The organism is Bacteroides celer, from assembly GCF_002632415.2.
In the GTDB taxonomy this organism is placed as follows: domain Bacteria; phylum Bacteroidota; class Bacteroidia; order Bacteroidales; family Bacteroidaceae; genus Bacteroides.
This window is the reverse complement of the sequence record NZ_CP178209.1, coordinates 175,568-197,208: the sequence shown is the minus strand read 5'-3', so window position 1 is coordinate 197,208 and position 21,641 is coordinate 175,568. Positions and strand designations below refer to the sequence as shown.

Genomic DNA, 21,641 nt, shown 5'->3' with positions numbered 1-21,641 from the left:
AAGAAGAGCGGTAACTTAATACAAACATAAAGGGGAGATAAGGTATTCTTCCCTGCTTCATAATATCCATTCTCCCTATACACCAGTACCAAGACAGCCGTTTATAACATGATTATAAAGACTATTCTATCCTCTCATATCAAATTCTTTTTGTATACTTGCAACATAAATAAAATAGATAAGTACTCTTGCAAAAAAAATAGATTATGAAGAAACTACTATGTCTCGCCTTGTTAGTATCCGCCGGAAGTATCTACTCCGGCAGTATCTCGGCAAACAACAAACCTACTGATAACAAATCCGGCAACAACTCAAAGGACATATACAAAAAGACCTGGATCGACTTCAACAAAAACGGTATAAAGGATGTATACGAAGATACCTCCGCTCCTATCGAAGCCCGCATCGCGGATTTGCTTTCGCAAATGACGCTGGAAGAGAAAACCTGTCAGATGGCTACTCTCTACGGTTCGGGACGGGTATTGAAAGATGCATGGCCTACTGCCGGATGGTCAGCAGAAATCTGGAAGGACGGTATAGGAAATATTGATGAGCAGGCGAACGGACTGGGTAAATTCGGTTCTGAAATCTCCTATCCGTATGCCAACAGTGTAAAGAACCGACACACCATTCAACGCTGGTTTGTAGAACAGACACGACTGGGTATTCCGGTGGACTTCACCAATGAAGGAATACGCGGATTATGTCACGACCGGGCTACCATGTTTCCCGCTCAATGCGGGCAAGGTGCCACGTGGAACAAGAAACTGATCCGGGAAATTGCGAAAGTCACTGCAAATGAGGCAAAAGCATTGGGATATACCAATATTTATTCTCCTATTCTGGATATTGCACAAGATCCTCGCTGGGGACGTGTGGTAGAAAGTTACGGAGAAGATCCGTATCTGGCGGGCGAATTGGGAAAACAGATGATCCTCGGTCTGCAAAGCGAAGGTATTGTTGCTACTCCCAAGCATTTCGCCGTGTATAGCATCCCGGTCGGTGGACGCGACGGAGGTACGCGTACGGATCCGCACGTGGCCCCGCGTGAGATGAAGACTCTTTATCTGGAACCTTTCCGCAAAGGTATTCAGGAAGCGGGTGCTCTAGGAGTGATGAGTTCGTATAATGATTATGACGGGGAGCCAGTTTCCGGAAGTTATCATTTCCTCACGGAAATTCTGCGTCAGCAATGGGGATTCAAAGGATATGTAGTATCGGATAGTGAGGCGGTAGAGTTTCTGCACACCAAACATCGTATCACCCCGACTGAAGAAAAGATGGCGGCACAAGTGATCAATGCAGGATTGAATATCCGTACCAACTTTACTCCCCCGCAAGATTTCATTCTCCCGTTGCGTCGTGCTATCGACGAAGGTAAAGTCTCTTTGCATACGCTCGATCAACGCGTCAGTGAGATTCTGCGTGTCAAGTTTATGATGGGGCTTTTTGATAATCCGTATCCCGGTGATGACCGTCGTCCGGAGACAGTCTTACACAATGACGCTCATAAAGCAGTATCTATGAAAGCCGCTTTGGAGTCTGTCGTTCTTTTGAAGAATAAGAATCAGATGCTTCCGTTATCCAAGAACTTCAAAAAAATAGCTGTGATTGGTCCGAATGCGGAAGAAGTGAAGGAGCTGACTTGCAGATATGGTCCTGCCAATGCGTCTATTAAGACTGTATATCAGGGAATCAAAAAATATCTGCCTAACTCGGAAGTTCGCTATGCAAAAGGCTGTGACATTATTGATAAATATTTCCCGGAGAGCGAACTATACAATGTTCCATTAGATACACAAGAGCAGGCGATGATTCAGGAAGCGGTAGAATTAGCAAAAGCTTCGGATATCGCTATTCTTGTACTGGGTGGAAATGAGAAAACGGTTCGGGAAGAGTTTTCACGTACCAATCTTGACCTCTGCGGGCGGCAGCAACAATTATTGGAAGCGGTTTATGCAACAGGCAAACCTGTCGTTCTAGTGATGGTGGACGGAAGGGCAGCAACCATCAACTGGGCAAACAAATACATTCCTGCCATTATCCATGCCTGGTTCCCCGGAGAATTTATGGGAGATGCCATCGCTAAAGTTCTTTTCGGAGACTATAATCCGGGAGGACGTCTGGCTGTCACTTTCCCGAAATCTGTGGGACAGATTCCTTTTGCATTCCCATTCAAGCCGGGTTCTGACTCTAAAGGGAAAGTCCGTGTAGACGGTGTACTTTATCCTTTCGGATATGGTTTAAGCTATACGACCTTCGGATATTCAGACTTGAAAATATCTAAACCGGTGATCGGTCCGCAGGAGAATATCACTCTTTCATGTACTGTGAAGAATACAGGAAAGAAAGCAGGGGATGAAGTAGTCCAGCTTTATATCCGTGATGATTTCAGCAGCGTTACCACCTACGATAAAGTTTTGCGGGGTTTTGAACGTATTCACTTGCAACCAGGAGAAGAACAAACTATCAACTTTACCCTTACGCCTCAAGACTTGGGATTATGGGACAAGAATAATCAGTTTACGGTAGAGCCGGGAAGTTTCTCGGTTATGGTGGGAGCTTCTTCACAGGATATACGGTTGAAGGAGAGTTTTGAGGTGCAATAAACTTGAAAAGACTAAAAAGTAACCACTAATAATTTTGTACCGGATGACTTAAAAAGAAAAGAGTATTTGAAAAGCCTTGAATTTATAAAGCAACTTCTGATTTAAAATACTTATAAAAATATGGTCAAACAATAAATTGAGACTTCATTCTCTTTCTATCGTTTGACCATATTTGATGAATATACCTAGACTAACCTTAGTGAAAACGTCATTTTAGCATATATGTATTATTGCAAACTGAATTTCTTTGTTTGTACATCGCGGCTATTTCCACCAACCATCACTTCAAATTCTCCCGGTTCACATACCCAATTCAGCGCACTGTTATAGAATTTCAGTTGTTCTGCTGTGATATCAAAAGAGACAGTGCGGCTTTCCCCTTTCTTCAAATGGATACGTTCGAAGCCTTTCAATTCTTTCACCGGACGTGCTACACTCCCTACCATATCACGAATATACATTTGTACGATTTCGTCAGCATCATAGTTGCCCGTATTGGTGACAGTGACAGAGGCGGTTATCTTCCCCTTTTCATTCATTGAGTTATTGCTAAGTTGCAAATCACCGTAACGGAATGTGGTGTATGACAATCCATATCCAAATGGATAAAGAGGATCATTGTCTATATCAAGATAGTTGCTACGGAATTTACTGAACCACTTTCCTGCCTCTAAAGGACGACCTGTATTCAAATGGTTGTAATACAAAGGAATTTGTCCTACGTTCTTCGGGAAGGTCGTAGTCAGTTTTCCACTCGGAGAAACATCTCCGAATACTACATCACAAATCGCGTCGGCTGCTTCACTGCCTCCGAACCATACATTCAGTATAGCCGGGAAATTTTCCTGTTCCCAAGTCATCACAGTGCTGCGACCTGCAAAATAGACCAGTACAATCGGTTTGCCTGTCTTTTTCAATGCTGTCAGAAGATCACGCTGCGCATCCGGCATTTCAAGATTAGTACGGCTGCTGGATTCACCACTCATTTCAGACGATTCACCAACTGCCGCCACAATCACATCTGCTTGGGAAGCGACATTCAAAGCCTCATCAAGCAACTCCTGCGCACTACGCGAATCACGCATTTCACGACCGAACATGGTAGCTTCCGCCTCTCTTTGAGCATCATACATCAGATTTGAACCTTTGGCATAAAGCACTTCCGCTTTACCTGCCAATGATTGCTTCATGCTTTCATACAGGGAATTGTATTTGTCAGAAGCAGCTGCCACACTCCATGTACCCGGCATATTGGCCTTTGTATTGGCAAGCGGGCCGACAAGAGCTATTTTGCCTTTACGCTGTAATGGAAGCAGGTTATTTTCATTCTTCAAAAGCACAAATGTTTCAGTAGCTATTTTACGGGCTACGGCACGGTTTTCTGCCGTAAAGATATCTTTCTTTACACGGCTTGCATCACAATATTTATAAGGATCATCAAATAATCCGAGCTTGTATTTTGCTTCGAGAATACGACGGCAGGCTTTGTCTATTTCAGCCATTGTCACTTTTCCTTCTTTTAGAGATTTCTCCAAAGTAGTGAGGAACCCGTCTGCAACCATATCCATATCAGTTCCGGCACTAAGTGACATGGCAGATACCTGTTGAAGATCTCCCATTCCGTGAGCAATCATCTCGGAAATAGCTGTGTAGTCTGTCACAACAAAACCATCAAATCCCCAACGGTCACGCAAGACATCGGTCATCAGCCACTTGTTGCCGGTAGCAGGAATACCGTCAACCACATTGAAAGAAGTCATCACACTACCCACACCAGCGTCAATAGCTGCTTTATAAGGAGGAAAATAATTATTGAACATACTTAGATGACTCATGTCTACTGTGTTATAGTCACGACCAGCTTCGGGTGCGCCATACAGGGCAAAGTGTTTCACACAAGCCATAATAGTGTTCTTATCTGTCAGATCATCACCTTGATAACCTTTTACCATGGCTGCCGAAATCTCCGAACCTAAATAAGGATCTTCGCCTCCACCTTCAGCCATACGTCCCCAGCGGGGATCACGACAGATATCAACCATAGGACTGAAAGTCCAGCAAATACCATCGGCACTGGATTCTTTTGCGGCTATACGGGCAGATTCTTTGATAGCCTCCATATCCCAGCTACAAGACAGTGCCAAAGGAATAGGAAAAACAGTCTCATATCCGTGGATGACATCCATACCAAACAACAAAGGAATTTTCAAACGGCTCTGCTCTACGGCAATCTTTTGGACTTCCCGAATATTCTCCACTCCTTTTACATTGAAAAGACCACCGACCTGACCTTTCCTTATCTTACCGGCCACATCACTGCTTTTAGCTTGTCCGGTAACAATCTCACCCGACACAGGAAGGTTGAGTTGACCGATCTTCTCCTGCAGAGTCATCCTCCCCATCAGGTTGTCAATAAACTGATCCATTTTACCCTTATCGGCTTGCGGGGCAGCCATAGCAGTGACAGCAGACGCCGTAATCACTGCAGTTAGCAAAAATCTACCTATTCTCATATTCTGTTTTTATATTTATATTATTCTTTCTTCTGTTTTTATTCGGCTGTTGTAGAAGTGAAGCCTAGCTTTTTCAGTCCGTCCTGAATTTCCGGACAACTCATGAATAACCGCCAAAGTAGTCCTGTACGGTAGTTCTCTATCATTGGCGCAATCGTACACTGGTCGATGGCAAGATAATGCGGAACAGTCCACTTCTCGTTCAGTGAGAACGCATCGTGAAATCCATATTTCCCCCAAATCCATGCTCCTTGTTTATAGAAACCTTTCAAGGCGGCCATCGACTCTTCCGGTGTATAAGGAAAAGAGGATAAAGCGGCAGTAGGAGTAATCACACCGAGATCATTGTCGGGCATGTGGGCTGAATAGCCATTTATGGAGTAACTTGCTGTAAGTCCCCAGCAATCAGATCCATATCCTTTGTAACCTTTCGGATTAGTGACACAATATTGATAATCACTCATCGCATGATTGCGTACCACATTCCAGTAGTTGGCATATTGATCGGTCAAGTTACGCGGATCAAGGCCGATGTAAGAGTAGTGTGCCCAGAATAAGGGACCGCCTTTCTCTTCTGCGCCATTATGCTTCAGTTCGAGCGGGTAACCGTAAGGTTTGGAAGCGCTTTTGATGCCACCGCTACGCGCCCACCCTTCATGGTAACAGGCTACCGGAACGGAATGTGTAGGGGATGAAGCTGCAAGGATATAGGTAATCAGACATTCATTATAGCCCTCGAGCGGGAAGTTCATTTCCCAGCCATAGTTAGGAGACCAATGCCAGTATAATACATTCTGATCGCCGTTGCGATACCAGTCGAATTCCATCCCGTGCCACAGTTCGTCTATTTTAGCGGCCAGTGCTTTTTCTTTCTCGTTGCCATCCTTTACGTATTGCCGTACACACAACAGGCTTTGCATAAGGAAGCTACTTTCTACCAGGTCGCCACCGTCATCTTTTGTTCCGAACGGTTTCACTTTGCCCGTAGGACCATGGAGCCAATGCGGCCATACTCCATGAAAACGATCGGCTTTTGCCAGATAGTCTACAATCTTTGTCAACCGGGCTACACCTTCTTCCCGGTTGATAAAGTTTCGTTCGATAGCCACCAACAAGCCGGCAATTCCAAATCCGCTACCTCCAATCGTAATTACATCCTGGTCCTGTTGTGGGTAAACATTATCAAGATGTATACGTTCGCAGGCCAGTCCGGAAGTCTTTTCCGCACCTTCCCACATATAGTTGAAATGCGTCTTTTGAATATAGTCGAGTAGTTCATCGTCGTTCGCAAATGCCTCGGGGCGATCAGGCTCCGCATCGGTCACAGTCTTGTTCTTTTGTGTACATGCGCATACCACTACGAGTAGAGTAATAAATATGCCGGTTCTTGTCCATTCCATCATCTTATAAAGTATTTCTTCTGATTAATAATTATTGTTTCACGACTTTCGACAACGCCGACCGTCCCGATTCATTCAAAGCTTCAATGGCAAAGTAGTAAGTCGTACCAAGGTCGAGTCCCCGGAAGTCATAATGATCCGCACCGTTCACGGTGATGCAGTTATATAACTTTTCGGGAGCAATGCCATAATAAATATTATAGCCGTAGGCATCGGATGAGGGATTCCACGAAATCATTGCATTGCGCTTATCCTGTTTGTCACGCACTATCTTGAAATTTCGTACGGGCAGAGGTTTCTCTCCATCAGCAAAACCAAACACCCGGAACTCCGAAAGACAAAAATTGCCGGATGGAACATGAATGTTTTCCAGTTTCAGATAGCGGGCATCCAGCGTCTCACCCAATTCGATGTAGTCATGAGGCACATCTTTATCGTTATCACTTTTATCTACCGCCAGTGTCCAGTCTGTCCCGCTATCACTGGAGTAGATATGATATTGATAGTATAAATCGTTTGCACGATTATGCTGCACACTTTTATGGTCATAGTAGTTGAGTTGGATCGCCTTTATGTGTTTCATGGCGCCAAGGTCAATTTCTATCCACTCACCCGGTTCCCCGGTTTTAGCAGCCCAATACGTACGCATATTTTCATCGGTAAGATTGGAAGCGGAATAGATGCTGTCGGTGCTGGATACTTTTACCGGTTTCTCATAAGAAAGAAGCATCCATCCGGTAAACCGGTCAGCCGGATTTTTAATATCGTAGTCGGCATTCCAGCAAGGATAATCGCCGAATGCTGTGGTAGAGTACATCACCCCATCCGGATCGAATGTTGTAGGATATAATCCGATACGTCTTTCAAACTTATATTTGAGGGATAACATACAAGTACCCACATGCCAGTAGTTTCCTTTCAAATCTTGAAAAGTACCACTGTGTCCTACTCCCTGTACAAATCCACCGGGCTTATAGCTCATTGGATTATGCTGCTGGTAAGTGAACGGTCCTAATGGCGAATCACTGACATATACTCCGTCGGCATATACCTTAAACTCCGTTCCCGGAGCACCGTACTGAAAATAATATTTTCCATTATGCTTCGTCATATAAGCCCCTTCGGTAAACGGACGCAACGTCACTTCATCATCATTGTTCATGCCAAACCGTTCCCAGCCATGTTCTTCCGGACGAAGCATCATGATATCATAGATCTTACTGACCGGACGAAAATCATCACGACTCACTTGTACGCCTTTAAGAGGATACTCATTGCTCGAACCGTAATAAAGATAGAGCTTACCGTCATCATCCAAAAACAAGCAAGGATCCCATGAAGGTAACGTATTACGTTCGACAGCACGCTTAAAACGCCCGGATTTGGGAGACGTGCTATACCATACGGGCAATCCTTCATAAGTAGAACCGGTATAGAACAGCGTATCTCCGCTTACAAATGCTGCCGGAGCACACATATCGTCGTCCGTAGGACGACGCTGGAAAGAGGCCGGAGCAAATTCCCAGTCACTTAGATTCTTTGAATAATGGAAGCCTCCCTGGTTCGTGGAAAACAGGAAATACTCATCTTTATAAGTTAATCCCATCGGATCGGCAGAAGATCTGAACGATCCGTTAGACTGAACATTGTTGTTATAAGGTTCATAGTTATAACTAATATTCATAGGATTACAATAGGTACGAGTGACAGGATGCGCAGGGTCATACCACCTTGTAGCTTGAGCAGGCTGACGCTGCACAGACTTATGCTTTCCTGATTGCATAACGATTTTCACTTGCCGGTCGTCAACAGCACGTTTTACATTGGCAAAAGATTTTCCCGGATAATAGGCATAAAGATGCACATCGTTATCAGTAGCCTTCAACGTATAACGGCCTTCTATGTTCGTGTTACAATGAACCGGACTTGAGAAAAACATAACGGTAGCCCCTTCAAGCGGATTACCCTGTTCATCTACAACCGTTCCGGTTATTTCGTATTGATTTACTACCGGGATATAGTAGTCGCTTACCTGTCCTTTTACTACTTTTATAGAATCTTCCGGTGGTAGTGCGTTCCCTGCCAAGGCAGAGAACGCTATCCCAGAACTTAGTAATATCTTTTTTACTATTCCTGTCATTTCCTAATTTTATTTAGACATAATTACTCGTCAATCGGTTCGTTCGTCAGACTTGGGATATTAGATACCTGATCGAAAGGAAGCGGATAATAGGTTTTATCTTCAGTCCATCCTTTGGAACCAAGCACAGAAGCAGCCTTACCGGTACGAATCAAGTCATTGTAACGTTCTCCCCACTCACAAACAAGTTCCATACGGCGTTCATCAAGGATTTGGTCTACAGTCGCACCATCAATCTCGGACATTCCCGCACGATCACGTACAAGTTTCAATGACGCATCACCATCCTTACCCAAACGTACCTTAGCTTCTGCATTCATCAATAATACATCAGCGTAACGGAATATACGTACATTGTTATTTGCACCATATTTGGTACGGCCCGGTGTCAACTGATCTGTCGGAGTATAGGCTTTTCCATTCCAGCAATCTGTTTGAGTAGAGTTCTGCAATTCACGAATCACATCACCGCTTGGAGTAGTTGTACCAGCCAACAGGAACGAAGTCGTAGCACGGATAGTCTCACCACGAGCCGCTGCCCAATCACGGAAATCTTTATATATACCGATAAATCCCCAGCCTGAAATATTTCCGTCGTTCGCCGGTCCTTGGAATACAAACCAGTTATCAGCATCTACCATATCACCTGACCCAAGACCAAAGTCAGTACACTGACATTCGAATAACGATTCATCACAAACCTTACCCGGAATCTTGAATAAATTATAGTAATCATCATAAAGCTTAAATTTCTTGCTACCGATAATATCATCTGTCAATGTTTCAACTTCTCCATAATTACCCTGATTCAGATGTATCTTTGCTGCAAGCATCTCTGCCGAGAAAGCAGTGACAGCACCATAATGAGCCATTTCATTCGGACGTAATCTCGGAGTATGGTCCATCGTATACTGTAGATCTTCAAGAACATATTTATATACAGCATTGATCGTTGAACGGGTCATGTCGGTTTGAGTATTACTACGCAAAATAGTTACCGGACCAAAAGCCTGTACAAGTCGGTAATAGGCATAAGCACGAAGGAACCTCACTTCACCACAGTAAGAGCGGTAATTAGTCATATCATCGTCCGACGTGATATTTTCTGCGTAGGAATCCAGCGATTCAAGAGCAGCATTGGCCACTTTTATGATACCATAATACTGATTCCACATCTCGTTGAGTCCCCAGAAAGAACTGTCGTAGTTGTAGTTACCCATATCAATAAGGGTTGCCTGGTCATCTATACGTCCGGACCAAACATCATCATCACGCACGACAGACAATGGCCATATCACCCAGTGCATACCGCCTGTTCTAACTTTAGCATATACTCCAGAAACCGCTTGATACATATTCTCAATTTGAGTAAAGTCTACATTCTCTTCCGGAACCTTATTTTCGGGCTCTTTATCAAGATAATCACATGATGTATTGCATAACATTAATGCTGGCAACGCATATATTAAGATATTCTTTAGTATTCTCATTTTCTTGTTCTTTTGTTAGATTAAAATTAATTTTTCCATTCCGGCTTAGAAATCAATCTGGATTCCAAAGCTATAAGTAGATGTCAAAGGATAAACTTCTGTATCCCATCCTTCAGCATCGCTCAACTCCGGAGTGAATGAATTCGCCTTAAATGTTGTGAACGGACGGTCTGCCGTCAGTGAGAAACGGATACCCGGCAATGTGTAATTTCCCATCTTGATATTACGCAAACTATAACCGAGAGTTATGTTCTGAATACGGAAGAAATCGGCACTTTCTACAAAATAAGAGTTCACTCTTTGGTCAGATACATTCCACCCCTTTACCAATGCTGCTGCAGACGGATGCGAGTTAGTAGAACCCGGTCCGGTCCAACGATTCTCATACTGTGCTTTATCAAAGTTATAATTAGACTGTGCATAACGCAAAGCACGTTTACGGTTGTATATCTGTCCGCCTGTTTGACCATACGTAGTCAATTCAAAATCCAGATTCTTCCAGTTCAAACCAAGATTAATGCCGTATGTAAAATTAGGTATGTAAGAGCCAAGTACTTGGCGGTCATCACCATCAATCACGTTATCACCGTTTACATCTTCATACTTGAAGTCACCCGGTACAAGATTGTTGGCCACGGCAATCGGATCTTCCGCACATTCTTCCAAAGTCTGATAAACTCCTACAACCTTATATCCATAGTATGAATTCATTTCTTTGCCTACCATATTAATGGTCTTTCCTCCCTTGATAGAGCTCAATCCTCCAAGGTCTTTTACCTTATTCTTCAAATATGAAAGGTTCACTCCCAAATTATATTTGAAGTCTCTTCCGATATTATCATTCCAGTTAAGTGATAAATCAAAACCCGAATTCAGAATCTTACCATAGTTTCCGGCAAGTACGTCATTGCTGAACGGTAAACGCGGAGATATAACAGCTCTTTTTGTCAGGCGATAGAAATAGTCCAAATCTACATTCAAACGATTCTTAAAAGTAGAGAAGTTCAAACCGACGTTTGTTTCATCTACCAGCTCCCACTTCAAATAACTGAAATAAGTTGTATTTTGATAGCCTGGGAAAGTAGAGTTTCCAAATACACCGGATGCAGAATTACCTGTGGTAATTGAAGCAAAACCGTCACTTGCAGCTACGTGGTCATTACCCAAACGTCCCCAGCTGGCACGCAGTTTCAGGTAATCGAAGAACTTTTGATCTTTCATAAAATCTTCTTCACTGATAACCCATGCAGCACCAACAGATGGGAAATATCCCCAATGTTCCTGATATTTGGAAGAACCGTCCGCACGCATAGTGAATGTCAACAGGTATTTCCCTGCATAGTCATAACTTAAACGGGTGAAATAAGACTGACCGCGATAGCAGTAACCATCGTCTCCAAGAGTTACACCTTCAGCATTTCCCTGACTCAAATAAAGCCATTCGTCCTTTCCTTCCGGTACATTATTAGCTTTTCCCCACATATATCTGTACTGTTGTTGCCGCATAGAGTAACCTAACATGGCTCCAAAGTTATGTTTTCCCCACTGATTATTATAGGTCAATATATTATCCCAAATGTAATTGTAATAGTTCGTATCTTTCTTTGTCAATTCTGAAACGGCCTGTTGTTGCCAGCTACTTACATAGTAGGGAGCTATATATTCACGACCACGAATGGCTGAATAATCATAACTATAACTCGTTCTGAAATTTAACTTCTCCGGCAAGAGTTGGAACTGTGCATAGAAGTTAGTCAATACCTGATAGTTCTCATTTTGTGAATCATAATAGTTGGCTGTTGCCACAGGATTGTAGAAGTTAGCAGTGAAACCAACTGCATCAGGTGATGCATACTTGTCGGGGAAAGTATTGTCATTTGCCGGATCATAAACCGGATAAATGCCCGGAGCATTAAATGCCTGCTGCCAAGCTTTATTTTGTGGCAACACTTGGGTAGAGTTACTAAATACACCATTGAAACCGACCTTCAGCCAGTTGGTTGCTTCATAATCGAGTGCTGCACGGAAATTGAGACGTTTATAGTTATTCTCTACATCCATTACACCATCCTGATACAAATAACTCATACCTACGGAATAAGTGCTTTTCTCTGTTCCACCACTAATTCCCAAACTGTGGTTAGTGATAAGCGCACTCCGCAGTAACTCCTTATACCAGTCTGTGTCTGAATCGAATTTCCAGTTATGAAAATCCGGATCGGAATAGTCACCGCCGAATTTATCAATAGAGGCCTTCATGGTAGATACATATGCATCATAATTAGCTTCGAGAAGCATAGTAGAATACTCTTGAGAGTTAGCCATTTCTAAAACGTTTGTAGCTTTCTGTACACCTATATATCCGTTATAGGTAATTTTAGCTTTCTGATTACGTTGGCCTTTTTTGGTAGTGATAATAACAACACCATTAGCGGCACGCACACCATAAATGGCAGCAGCCGAAGCATCCTTCAACACGGACATATCCTGAATGTCATTACTATTGAGGAAATTGATATCATCATAGAACATACCGTCTACTACATAAAGAGGCGAGCTGTTGGAAAATGACCCTTTACCACGAATGGCTACCTTCGGCCCTTCTCCCGGAGTACCGCTATTGGTAACGTTTACTCCGGCCACTTTCCCTTGCATAGCAGCCATAGGTGAAGAGGCGGGAGTAGAAAGTAACGCTTCTCCCTTGACTACCGTAATGGGAGAAGTCAAGTCCTTGGCTTTGGCTGAACCGTAACCGATCACAACCACTTCTTCCAGCTTCTGAACATCATCTTTTAATTGAACATTGATTACATTCTTCCCTTTTACAGCAATTTCTTGAGGTATCATTCCTATATAAGAGAAGGTAATAATAGCATCTTCGGGAACGTTTTCCAAAGTATAGTTACCATTAAGGTCCGAGATAGTACCAGTGTAGGTACCTTTTACATGAGCAGACGCACCAATGATCGGTTCACTAAAGGAATCAACAATAGTACCTCTGATTGTTTTGTTTTGAGCAAGCAGTGTTTGTAAACACAACACTGCAACTACAAGAAAAGTAATCTTTCTCTTCATTTTTTTACGTATTAGTTGATAATAAGGTTGCTAAAAAATCGATGCAACAAAGGAATGGAGTTTTTAAAATTCTTGCAAAATAACGCATACTACGCTACTACTTTTATGCTGTACAACACTACGTTTTTAGTACGTTTATCGCTTGTAGACACTTATTTTGGCATGTTTTTTCGCTGATTTGGGATTTTTTAATTATTTGGTATTATATTTGAAATTATTTTTCATCACCATAATAGAGAGAGTATTCTATGAGACGCACTGATTTTATCTATTTATTATTTATTTTCATAGGAGGATGTTTATCCCCGGTAATAAGTCATGCATCTACATTTATGCCCATTGTGACCAACTATACAGCCAAAGACTACCAAGCGGGATTACAAAACTGGGCTTTAGCTCAAGGAAAGAACGGAGAGATGTACATTGGAAATAATACAGGACTATTATGTTTCGATGGCTATACGTGGAGTAAATATCAAATGCCCGGTAATCAGCTTGTGCGATCCATACTCATTGATGGTGACCGTATTTATGTGGGAACATACGAGGATTTCGGCTATTTCAGCCGCAACTCTCTTGGTATACTTGAATACACTTCCTTATGGAGCCAACTCAAGAATATCGAAACACACAATGATGAAATATGGAATATACTCAAAATAGGTGAATGTATTTATTTCCAATCATTCAGTTCTTGGTTTAAATATGACGGAAAGAAAGTAACCGCACACTATAACTCTCAACATTTGCCATTGTATTTTCATAAAGCGCATGGACAAATCTATGTACAGATGGTCAACGGTGATTTTTATCTTCTGGAAAATGATGAATATAAACTATTGATTAAACGTAAAGCATTAAAAGATGACTCTGTGGTTGCAGTCATTCCCACAGCAGGAGGAAAAATGATTCTATGTACCGAGTGGAACGGACTGTTTGACTATGACGGAAAGACACTTTCTCCCCACCCTACCGCTATCGATCAGGAATTAAAAAGTCAGCAGATGAATCGTGCCGTAATGATTCCATCAGATTCGACAATCGTACTCGGAACGATCCGCAATGGTATTTATGCCGTTGACAAAGAAGGAAAAGAGAAGTGGCATTATGATATGGAAAATCGTTTATATAACAATTCTGTATTACGGCTTTTCTGTGATCGGGATAATAATGTATGGGCGGCACTTGATATCGGCATTGCATTAATCCATACCGGTTCTCCCTATTCCATTCTGATACCTGACCGCAATTCACAGTCATTCGGAATGGTATATGGGGTCAATGCATTTAATAATAGTCTATATATTGCTACTAACCAGTCTGCCTGGTTGTACTCTTTTGCCGACCAAACAATTGTTCCTATCCAGGGTACCGAAGGACAGAACTGGCATATCAGTACATTTGATTCACAAATTCTGCTGGGAAACAATTTCGGAACTAAAATTATAACGGGAACTGTAGCCAGTAACATCCCTGAAACAGAAACCAGTAGCACGTGTCTGCGCAAATGTATAATTAATGGGCAGGAAGTTCTCATTGAGTCGTCTTATTATAACCTCCGAGTCTATCGTAAATATAATGGTAAATGGAGTTTTTCTCATTCCATTGATGGCTTCTGGAATCCGGTACGCCAGTTCGAGGTCGATCATAGTGGAAATATATGGGCTGCACATATGAGTCTCGGTATCTACAGGATAGAGCTTTCAAGGGATTTAAAAAAGGTGGAAAAGTGCACGTATATCAAATCATTGTCAGACGAAGAGAATAATGCAAGCCTGATGCATGTTATGAAGATACGTGGAAGAGTGGTATTGTCGGACAGCAAAAGAACGTATACTTATGATGATATTAACCAGCGTATCATACCTTTCGTACAACTTAACTCCATTCTCAAAAATGGGATTAATATGGCTATACCGGTAGATGATAACCTCTATTGGCTTACCGACTATCGTGGATACACCCTGATAAGATATGATAATGACAATTTCAGGATGGAACGCTTCATCCCTTCCTCTTTTTTCGGACTTGAATGCAATGAAAACAATAATAATGTATATGTAAACAATAACACCACTTATTTCTGTCTCAACAATGGTATAGGGCGTTTGGATATGAATCTGAAAAAAGACACTTTGCTGCAAAGGAATTCTTTACTCATTAGAAAAGCTACTTCTTTGTCGCAGGATTATCAATTGCATCTAATGCCTGTATCTGCCGAAAAGAAAGACAACAAGAAAATATGGGGGGATATAACTTTCCATTTGTCTTATCCTAATTTTAACTGCGAACCTCTCCGTTTTTGTTATCACCTCACGGGAAGTAGCTTGGATCTGATGTCAGAATCAGCCGATCCGGTGGTCACATTTGGTAGCTTAGGGTATGGAGATTATCATTTTACGGCTTCAGTGAAAAATGTCGATGGTCAGGTACTTAGTTCCGTAGAATATTATTTCAATAAACCATGCCCATTTTATCTGTCCATATATGCTTGGATAATATATGTGCTTCTTGCGAGTGTAATAGTATACTTCTACTCTCGTTGGCATGCTGCCAAAATGCTAAGAAAACGTAATAGGGAGTTTGAAAAAGAGAAAATGAAACAGGACTTCAAGATGTTGGAGCAGGAACATATCATTGCGCAACAACGCGAGCAATTACTTGAAGCAGAATTACAGGTCAAAAGTAAGGAATTAGCCAGCCTGGCTCTCGATGCCGTAGTCCAACGTAAAGCGGTTGAAAGCTTGAAAGAAGTTATGTCTGAACAAGAACATAAGGGAATTATCAATCAACATGATATAGACACCATACTAAAACAGATTAACGGAAACCTGAATGAGGAGGAATTCTGGGATATTTACCACAAGAATTTTGATATGATCCATAAGAATTTCTTCCGTAACCTGCGTAAACAATATCCCAGTCTCACAGCCAGTGACTTGAGATTTTGTGCACTGTTACGGCTAAATCTATCGACCAAAGATATTGCGCAGTTCACCAATCTTACTATTCGTGGGGTAGAAACAGCCCGCTATCGAATAAGAAAGAAACTTGCCATTCCCGGAAATATTAATCTTGTTGATTTTCTAATTGACTTTACATAGGAAGATTTACCGAATATTCCTTCTAATTTCACACCCCTATTCTGTTGGGATTTTCTAAAGAAACTTTATCTTTGTAATGTCAACAATTAAAAGAATATGGTTCGTTTTAATCTTGTTATCACCTTACTACTAATGATAAGCATAGCTGTCAAAGCCGAACTGACCAACCGGATGTTCGATGTCAGGCATGTAGGCTATGCAGAAGGCCTTAGTAGCCAACGCGTTTTTTCGATTGTCGAGGATGGAGACGGTGCTATGTGGATTGCTACAAAAACCGGAATAGACAGATACAACGGTCATACGGTAAAGAACTATGATTTGCCGGGCAGTTTCTATTATGGTGATCTTGCCGGACGCAGGCTTTACTTATTGTACGACGCACAACAAGGACTGTTCGCCTACGACCACACCGGACGAATCTACCGATATTCCACCATCCTGGATCATTTTGAACAAGTCCTCCACCTGGGACAATTGATTCAGGAAGAAGTCATCTTGAACAAACTCTGTTTGGATAGTGACGGAACCTGGTGGATGGGGGCGGATAAAGGACTATACAAGCAAGAAGCGGACCATCGTATAGTTGCCGTGTTGAAAGGACAATATGTCAACGACATCGCATTTGCCGGCGAGTCGCTTTTTGTGGGTACTTCTAACGGAGTCTGGCAACTGTCACACGCCCTGCCGGATAAGAAACGCCAGCTGCTGGAAGGGTGGAATGTACAAACATTGTTCTGCGACAAACCGAAAAAAGAACTCTGGATAGGCACATTTGGCAGCGGTTTGTCTGTGATGAACCTCTACACTTCCAAAGTGCTTGCGCTGGAGGGACAAGGGAGCACGTTCCTTCATCCGATACGGGCAATTACAGACTATGATGTACATACCATACTCATAGGCGTGGACGGTGGCGGTGTGTATGCGATAGACAAGGACACCAAGAAAGCCCGTTTACTGATGAATACCAGAGATGACACAGATACTTATCTGCGCGGAAACGGCGTATATGCCGTAACCAGAGACGACCAAGGCAACATCTGGATAGGTAGTTATACGGGAGGCGTATCCGTGGCTATCCTGCTGAAACATCCCATTTCGATATTAGCACACGAAAAGGGAAATACCCATTCTCTCATCAGCAACAACGTAAATGATATCGAAGAAAACCCGGATGGCAACCAATGGTTCGCTACCGATGATGGAATCAGCATCCGAAACACCCTGTCAGGCACTTGGAAACACGTGCTGAAAGAAATCGTAACCATTTCTCTTTGCACATCCGGAAATGGGAACGTATGGGTAGGAACATACGGAGACGGAGTGTATCTACTGGATAACAACGGACGCGTGTTACGCCATCTCACCAAGCAACAAGGGCAATTGACCACCAATTATATTTTCTCCGTCAGACAAGACATGGAGGGAGACTTATGGATAGGAGGTCTGGACGGATGCCTGATCATGTTTGAAAAAGAAAAAGGCAGCAAACGGTCTTTCGACGTGAATTGGGTACAGTCCATTGAACCTATCGACCGAAACCGGGTAGCGGTGGCTACCGTCAACGGTTTCTTCCTGGTGGACAAACATACAGGGAATATACAGCACTATGCCAATTCCCAGGAATTTCACAATCAGAATGTCAGTGCTTATATCATCTCTATGCTATTCAATGACGACGAAACCGTGTGGCTGGGAACCGAAGGGGGAGGATTGAATCTATATGACATGAAAAACCGGACGGTAAAGACTTTCACTGTTCAAGAGGGATTGCCGTCCAATGATATATATAGTTTGCAGCAAGACGACAAGAAACGCTTGTGGGTCAGCACCGGAAAAGGAATTGCCTTGATAGACAGCCTGCGCGTGTCAAACCTCAACTATGCAGGCAATATAGACAAGGAATATAACAAATCCTCATTTGCCCGGTTGATGAACGGCGAGTTTGTGTATGGCAGCACGGATGGCGCTGTCTTTATCATGCCACTCGACATCTCAACCGTAGACTACTGGACGCTCCTGCGTTTCACGGGGCTGACGGTTGATTATCAAAACGTCCAGGAAGAAGAATCGTTGAAACCTGCCATCCATGATATGCTTGCCGACCGTGCGGTACGGCTCGGCTATAAATACAACTCGTTTACCGTTTCTTTTGAATCTATCAACTATCGTTTCCAGCGCGATATTGTCTATCAGCATATTTTAGAGGGGTATGACAATGACTGGAGCAAACCGTCTGCCGAGGGCAAGGCATCCTACACCAAAGTATCGCCGGGCACTTATCTTTTTAAGGTGCGCAGCCTGCGGCGCAGCGACGGAAAGACTATCTCCGAAAGCACCTTAGAAGTGAAAGTGAGCCAGCCATGGTGGAACTCGTGGTGGGCTTGGACTATTTACCTATTTATAATAGGCTTCGTTTTCTATTTCATCCTGCGCTATAAGAGCAACCAGCTCCAAAAGAAATACGACGAAGACAAAATACGTTTCTTCATCGACACGGCACACGACATTCGCACGCCGGTGACGCTTATCATGGCACCTCTGGAGGATTTGAACCGGGAACAAGATCTCTCGGACAAAGCCCGTTATTACCTGAATCTGGCCCATGAAAGTACCCGGAAACTCCATTCGCTCATCACACAGTTGCTCGAATTTGAAAAGGTAGACGCCCACAAGCCATCCTCTTCATCGGTTCCGCTTTGTCTGAATGAAGTTTTGCTGAAAGAAGTCTCCGTCTTCCGGTCTTTTTGCGAGAAGAAGCAGTTGACACTGAATCTGACCCAACCCGACGAATCCGTTTTCGTTTCGGCAGACAAACACCTGATAGAGATGTTACTCGACAATCTTCTTTCCAATGCCTGCAAATACACCATGCCCCAGGGAGAAATCAGCCTGGATTTGAAAGCTACGAAACGCAAAGCCATCCTTTCGTTGAAAGATAACGGAATAGGCATACCGAAGAAAGCGAAAAAGCATATCTTCTCCGATATTTACAGAGCCGAGAATGCCCGGCAGTCACAGGAAGAAGGAACCGGATTCGGACTGTTGCAGGTGCAACGCATTGTAAAGATGCTGCATGGAAAAATCACTTTCTGTTCCGAGGAGGGCAAGGGAACTACTTTCATCGTAACATTGCCGCGAACCACCACCGTAGCCGAACCCGTGTCGCACGAATCATCCCTCGAACACCTTGCCGGCACATCGGATAATAACAGCCCCGAAACGGATAAAATGAAAGATCCGGACGACCGGAATACATTGCTCATTGTAGAAGACCACGAAACTCTCCGTCACTACCTCCGCCAGACCTTTGAACACCTCTATCGGGTGATTGATGTTGCCGACGGACACGAAGCTATCGCCTGTCTCGCCAATGAATATCCGGACATCATCCTCTCCGACGTCATGATGCCCGGCATACGGGGTGACGAGCTTTGCAGAATGGTCAAGGAAAATCCTGACACATCAGGTATTCCCGTCGTTCTGCTGACGGCAAAGGCTAACCACGAAGCAATAGTGGAAGGATTGAAGAAAGGCGCGGATGATTATATCCCCAAACCATTTAGTACAGAGATACTGAAATTGAAAGTACAAGGATTGATTGACAATCGAAACAGGCAACGGCAGTTTTTCATGCGGCAAGCCATCGCTCAAGTAGAGGCGGGCGACAAACGTGACGACAATGAAAGCAATGAAAACAATGAAAGTATCGACAACAAAAACGTAACGACAGCAAGCGAAACAATGGCCGAGGGCGACCGACGGTTTATCATGCAAGCTACCCGGTTTGTTCTTGAACATTTGGATGAACCCGATTTCAACATCAATCTCTTGTGCCATGAAATGGCAATGAGCCGGACACTATTCTACAGTCGCCTTAAATCACTGACGGGAAAAGGGCCGCAAGAGTTTATTCGTATCATCCGGCTACAAAAAGCTGCCGAACTGCTGAAAGAAGGTAAAAGCGTAACCGATGTCGCCGCCGAAACCGGATTTGTCAACACGAAGTATTTCAGTTCATTGTTCAAGAAACAATTCGGGATGCAGCCGAGTAAATATAGTGGGAAGTAGACAACCATTCATGTTCGGTTTTGAATTAAAATTAACTCGTTTCCGGTACAGTAATGCACTGTTTCAGCCTATTCTAACAAGGGTATATTCTCACTGTAATGAGAAAAAGTTCTCATTGTAATGAGTATTTTTTCTCATACCTATGAGTATTTTTTCTCATAGGGATAAGTATACTTGAGAATGTGTACGGAAGTTTTTTTGAATTATAATTGTATGAGTTTACCTCATTCTTGTATAGCAACAATCTTCGAAAAAGAATGGGTAAGATAACGTCAGTTCGATAAAAATCAGCAGATTTGTCAGCAATCAAACCTAATATGTCAGCAATCTGACCATCGTTTCAGCCTGATATTAGCATCTTTGCACCAAGCTTTACAAGCATAAAGCACATATTATGTTTAACCTTTAAAATGCTAAAACGATGAAAAAAGTAGCACTATTCCTATTTTTATCCGTCTGCTTCGCGCAACAGTCCTGCTCGTCGGATGCTGTTGAAACGGAACCGGAGGAAAATCCACAAGACATTCTTTTTAAAGACGATTTCAACTTTTTCGACGAAAAAGTATGGACGAAAGAAAGTCATGAACCCGGCTGGACCAACCAAGAGCTACAGGCATACGATGCCGCCCATGTATCGATAGGAAAGGACGGGGATAAATCGGTTCTGATTCTTACCGCCGAACGCAAAGGGAATAAAATCTATTCAGGCAGGATCAATTCAAAAGGGAAAAAGAGTTTCAAGTATCGCAAGATAGAAGCAAGTATCAAGCTTCCCAAGACTAACGGCGGACTATGGCCTGCGTTCTGGATGATGGGAGATAACGACAAAGAATGGCCGGCATGCGGGGAGATCGACATTATGGAAATGGGAGAACAGAGCGGAATGGCTGCGGGCGATTCGGAAAAACAAGTGAACACCGCCATTCACTATGGCCCCAGCGCAGCGGCTCACGAACAGCAATACTACAAAGCCAATGTGGCCAACAGCCTGCAAGACGGCAATTATCACACCTACTCTCTGGATTGGGATGAAAACAACCTGACAATATCCATCGACAACGTCAAGTTTCATACGTTCGACATTAGCTCGAACACATACTTTCATGACAACTTCTACATCCTGTTCAACCTCGCCGTGGGAGGTGCGTTTACAGGGATTACCGACATTAATAAACTGACGGGCCTGAAAGACGGTCAGAAAGTGAAGATGTACATCGACTGGGTGAAAATATTATAGGAATC

At 43.1% G+C, this 21,641-nt stretch carries 9 protein-coding genes; 4 read left to right on the top strand and 5 right to left on the bottom strand.

Translation table 11 applies throughout. From position 1 onward, the window contains the following. Positions 1–206 precede the first annotated feature (206 nt). Positions 207–2,609, top strand: a complete 2,403-nt coding sequence (locus CJF29_RS00580; RefSeq protein WP_074635766.1) for a glycoside hydrolase family 3 N-terminal domain-containing protein — start codon at positions 207–209, stop codon at positions 2,607–2,609. Positions 2,610–2,836: 227 nt separating this feature from the next. On the opposite strand, the gene bglX is transcribed toward CJF29_RS00580, so the two are convergent. The 5 genes from bglX to CJF29_RS00555 all read right to left on the bottom strand — a co-directional run bounded on the left by bglX (position 2,837) and on the right by CJF29_RS00555 (position 13,227). Further along, positions 2,837–5,065 carry a beta-glucosidase BglX gene (gene bglX, locus CJF29_RS00575; RefSeq protein WP_413544549.1) on the bottom strand — a complete coding sequence of 743 codons (2,229 nt, stop codon included), beginning with the start codon at positions 5,063–5,065 and terminating at the stop codon, positions 2,837–2,839. 95 nt (positions 5,066–5,160) lie between these two features. Next, complete coding sequence (locus tag CJF29_RS00570; RefSeq protein ID WP_099146351.1) at positions 5,161–6,525, bottom strand: glucoamylase family protein; 1,365 nt, start codon at positions 6,523–6,525, stop codon at positions 5,161–5,163. 28 nt (positions 6,526–6,553) lie between these two features. After that, the gene (locus CJF29_RS00565; protein ID WP_099146352.1) at positions 6,554–8,662 is read right to left on the bottom strand and encodes a family 43 glycosylhydrolase; all 2,109 of its coding nucleotides are present in this window, start codon (positions 8,660–8,662) and stop codon (positions 6,554–6,556) included. A 23-nt stretch (positions 8,663–8,685) separates the two neighbouring features. Continuing rightward, the gene (locus tag CJF29_RS00560; RefSeq protein WP_074635774.1) at positions 8,686–10,152 is read right to left on the bottom strand and encodes a RagB/SusD family nutrient uptake outer membrane protein; all 1,467 of its coding nucleotides are present in this window, start codon (positions 10,150–10,152) and stop codon (positions 8,686–8,688) included. Positions 10,153–10,197: 45 nt separating this feature from the next. Beyond that, complete coding sequence (locus CJF29_RS00555) at positions 10,198–13,227, bottom strand: SusC/RagA family TonB-linked outer membrane protein (protein WP_032845579.1); 3,030 nt, start codon at positions 13,225–13,227, stop codon at positions 10,198–10,200. Between the two features lie 248 nt (positions 13,228–13,475). Here CJF29_RS00555 and CJF29_RS00550 point away from each other — a divergent pair, with 248 nt between their 5' ends. The 3 genes from CJF29_RS00550 to CJF29_RS00540 all read left to right on the top strand — a co-directional run bounded on the left by CJF29_RS00550 (position 13,476) and on the right by CJF29_RS00540 (position 21,636). Further along, the gene (locus CJF29_RS00550) at positions 13,476–16,331 is read left to right on the top strand and encodes a hypothetical protein (RefSeq protein WP_074635775.1); all 2,856 of its coding nucleotides are present in this window, start codon (positions 13,476–13,478) and stop codon (positions 16,329–16,331) included. Positions 16,332–16,427: 96 nt separating this feature from the next. Beyond that, positions 16,428–20,399, top strand: a complete 3,972-nt coding sequence (locus CJF29_RS00545) for a hybrid sensor histidine kinase/response regulator transcription factor (RefSeq protein WP_099146353.1) — start codon at positions 16,428–16,430, stop codon at positions 20,397–20,399. Between the two features lie 421 nt (positions 20,400–20,820). After that, entirely contained in the window at positions 20,821–21,636 is an 816-nt protein-coding gene (locus CJF29_RS00540) for a family 16 glycosylhydrolase (protein ID WP_099146354.1), read from the top strand. Positions 21,637–21,641 lie beyond the last annotated feature (5 nt).

Bases quoted from the DNA above. Each gene is read 5' to 3' on its own strand.
- CJF29_RS00550 (WP_074635775.1), top strand. From the start codon at position 13,476: ATGAGACGCACTGATTTTATCTATTTATTATTTATTTTCATAGGAGGA.
- bglX (WP_413544549.1), bottom strand. From the start codon at position 5,065: ATGGCTGCCCCGCAAGCCGATAAGGGTAAAATGGATCAGTTTATTGAC.
- CJF29_RS00540 (WP_099146354.1), top strand. From the start codon at position 20,821: ATGAAAAAAGTAGCACTATTCCTATTTTTATCCGTCTGCTTCGCGCAA.
- CJF29_RS00555 (WP_032845579.1), bottom strand. From the start codon at position 13,227: ATGAAGAGAAAGATTACTTTTCTTGTAGTTGCAGTGTTGTGTTTACAA.
- CJF29_RS00545 (WP_099146353.1), top strand. From the start codon at position 16,428: ATGGTTCGTTTTAATCTTGTTATCACCTTACTACTAATGATAAGCATA.
- CJF29_RS00580 (WP_074635766.1), top strand. From the start codon at position 207: ATGAAGAAACTACTATGTCTCGCCTTGTTAGTATCCGCCGGAAGTATC.
- CJF29_RS00570 (WP_099146351.1), bottom strand. From the start codon at position 6,525: ATGATGGAATGGACAAGAACCGGCATATTTATTACTCTACTCGTAGTG.
- CJF29_RS00565 (WP_099146352.1), bottom strand. From the start codon at position 8,662: ATGACAGGAATAGTAAAAAAGATATTACTAAGTTCTGGGATAGCGTTC.
- CJF29_RS00560 (WP_074635774.1), bottom strand. From the start codon at position 10,152: ATGAGAATACTAAAGAATATCTTAATATATGCGTTGCCAGCATTAATG.